Origin of the sequence: Enterobacter cloacae complex sp. BZL2005, assembly GCF_049238885.1 — a bacterium.
GTDB classification, from domain to species: Bacteria; Pseudomonadota; Gammaproteobacteria; order Enterobacterales; family Enterobacteriaceae; genus Enterobacter; species Enterobacter roggenkampii.
Genome location: NZ_JBMKGI010000040.1, coordinates 1 through 2,607 on the forward strand (window position 1 = coordinate 1; position 2,607 = coordinate 2,607).

Genomic DNA, 2,607 nt, shown 5'->3' on the forward strand with positions numbered 1-2,607 from the left:
CAAAAGTTCAAAATAACCAACTGGCCCACCTACAATAAAGCCCTCATCAACCGTGGCTCCATAACTTTCTGGCTGGATGATGAAGCTATTCAGGCCTGGTATGAGTCGGCAACGCCTTCATCACGGGGAAGACCTCAGCGCTATTCTGATCTCGCCATCACCACCGTTCTGGTCATTAAACGCGTGTTCAGGTTGACCCTGCGGGCTGCACAGGGTTTTATTGATTCCATTTTTACACTGATGAATGTTCCGTTGCGCTGCCCGGATTACACCAGTGTCAGCAAGCGCGCAAAGTCGGTTAATGTCAGTTTCAAAACGTTCACCCGGGGTGAAATCGCGCATCTGGTGATTGATTCCACCGGGCTGAAGGTCTTTGGTGAAGGCGAATGGAAAGTCAAAAAGCATGGCCAGGAACGCCGTCGTATATGGCGAAAGTTGCATCTGGCAGTTGACAGCAACACACATGAAATCATCTGTGCAAACCTGTCGCTGAACAATGTGACGGACTCAGAAGCCTTCCCGGGTCTTATCCGGCAGACTCACAGAAAAATCAGGGCAGCATCGGCAGACGGCGCTTACGACACCCAACTCTGTCACGATGAACTGCGGCGTAAGAAAATCAGCGCGCTTATCCCGCCCCGAAAAGGCGCGGGTTACTGGCCCGGTGAATATGCAGACCGTAACCGTGCTGTTGCGAATCAGCGGCTGACCGGGAGTAATGCGCGGTGGAAATGGACAACAGATTATAACCGTCGCTCGATAGCGGAAACGGCGATGTACCGGGTAAAACAGCTGTTCGGAGGTTCACTGACACTGCGTGACTACGATGGTCAGGTTGCAGAGGCTATGGCCCTGGTACGAGCGCTGAACAAAATGACGAAAGCAGGTATGCCTGAAAGCGTGCGTATTGCCTGAAAACACAACCCGCTACGGGGGAGACTTACCCGAAATCTGATTTATTCAACAAAGCCGCGCGGGGCTAACAGGTAAGATGAAATTAAGGTTTTACGAACACTGCCACTGTAATTAATTACCGCTACTTTCATAAATCACCTCAGAATTTTTTGTTGAACTTCTTAGGGTCGAAATTCTCACCGATTTTCTTGAAGAATTCTTTATCAATAATGCCGGGACTCTCTGCTTTTTTACTTTCCTGCACTTCAGGCTCAGACGGTTGTGTATTGTGCAATACACTTTCCGCTGCACCCTTCGCGCTACTCTTATCATGCGTATTGTGCAATACATTTTTTCGGTTTTGCCGCGTTCTATACAGTGCCATCTCAAGCCCTTTGGCTGTTACCGAAAAGCTGTATTCGCTGTCGAGGATTTCAGCAATTTCATGCCGCGTTAGCCCTCTGTCCAGCCAGTTCTCGATTTCATTTAGGCGCAATCTGACAGCAGCCGATAAGTTGCGGGGTTTCAGATCTGCTGGTTTATTCATAACCCCCTCCGTTGTATGAAAATGACTCTACAACACTCGTAAGAAGGGGTCAATCGAGTTTTGTAGTTTATCTGTAGTTTTATTGTAGTCTATTTGTAGTCTGTCACGTTTTTTGTAGTTTATTTGTAGTTTTATTGTAGTCTTACAACACTAAGGCAAAACGTTTTTTGTAGTTTATCTGTAGTTTATCTGTAGTTTTTGGTTGCTCAGATGGTCATGCAAGCATGACCATCAAAGAATAGGACGCTTTTTAGCCAAATGCCCCTTAACCTACGGAGATCGCCCTACCAAAAAAAGATGATTTTTTATCCCTTAACCTGCTATACACCTAACGCAGCGTGATAAATCACGCTATCGCACTGATTTAAAAGAAAAAAAACAAAATTTAGCCATGCTGCGGTATTACCCAGGTATTACAAATCAAATCTAAATTACTGATTTAAATAACTTTTTATTTATTACTTTGGTAATACTATGATTTCACCGTATTAGACACCCTTTTTTCGTTTAAAAAATGCACAAATTGAGGACTGAATGGGCTTTGTTGAATAAATCGAACTTTTGCTGAGTTGAAGGATCAGATCACGCATCTTCCCGACAACGCAGACCGTTCCGTGGCAAAGCAAAAGTTCAAAATAACCAACTGGCCCACCTACAATAAAGCCCTCATCAACCGTGGCTCCATAACTTTCTGGCTGGATGATGAAGCTATTCAGGCCTGGTATGAGTCAGCAACACCTTCTTCACGAGGCAGACCTCAGCGCTATTCTGACCTTGCCATCACGACTGTGCTGGTCATTAAACGCGTATTCAGGCTGACCCTGCGCGCTGCGCAGGGCTTTATTGATTCCATTTTTTCTCTGATGAACGTTCCGCTACGCTGCCCGGATTACAGCTGTGTCAGCAGGCGGGCAAAGTCGGTTAATATCAGTTTCAAAACGCCCACCCGGGGTGAAATCGCACACCTGGTAATTGATTCCACCGGGCTGAAGGTCTTCGGTGAAGGCGAGTGGAAAGTCAAAAAGCATGGTCAGGAACGCCGCCGTATCTGGCGTAAGCTGCATCTGGCAGTTGACAGCAACACACATGAAATCATCTGTGCAGACCTGTCGCTGAACAATGTGACGGACTCAGAAGCCTTCCCGGGTCTTATCCGGCAGACTCAC

3 protein-coding genes are annotated in these 2,607 nt (G+C 46.7%); 2 read left to right on the forward strand and 1 reads right to left on the reverse strand.

The features are described 5' to 3' along the window. A partial coding sequence (locus ACOTXI_RS24175) for an IS5 family transposase (RefSeq protein ID WP_249233034.1) occupies positions 1-915 on the forward strand: 915 nt, incomplete at its 5' end. A gap of 139 nt (positions 916-1,054) precedes the next feature. On the opposite strand, the gene stbA is transcribed toward ACOTXI_RS24175, so the two are convergent. Further along, positions 1,055-1,441 (reverse strand): plasmid stabilization protein StbA, encoded by a 387-nt coding sequence (gene stbA, locus ACOTXI_RS24180; protein WP_001039464.1) that lies wholly within the window; start codon positions 1,439-1,441, stop codon positions 1,055-1,057. 569 nt (positions 1,442-2,010) lie between these two features. On the opposite strand from stbA, the gene ACOTXI_RS24185 reads away from it, so the two are divergent. After that, on the forward strand, positions 2,011-2,607 hold a 597-nt coding region (locus tag ACOTXI_RS24185; protein ID WP_421766153.1), incomplete at its 3' end, for an IS5 family transposase.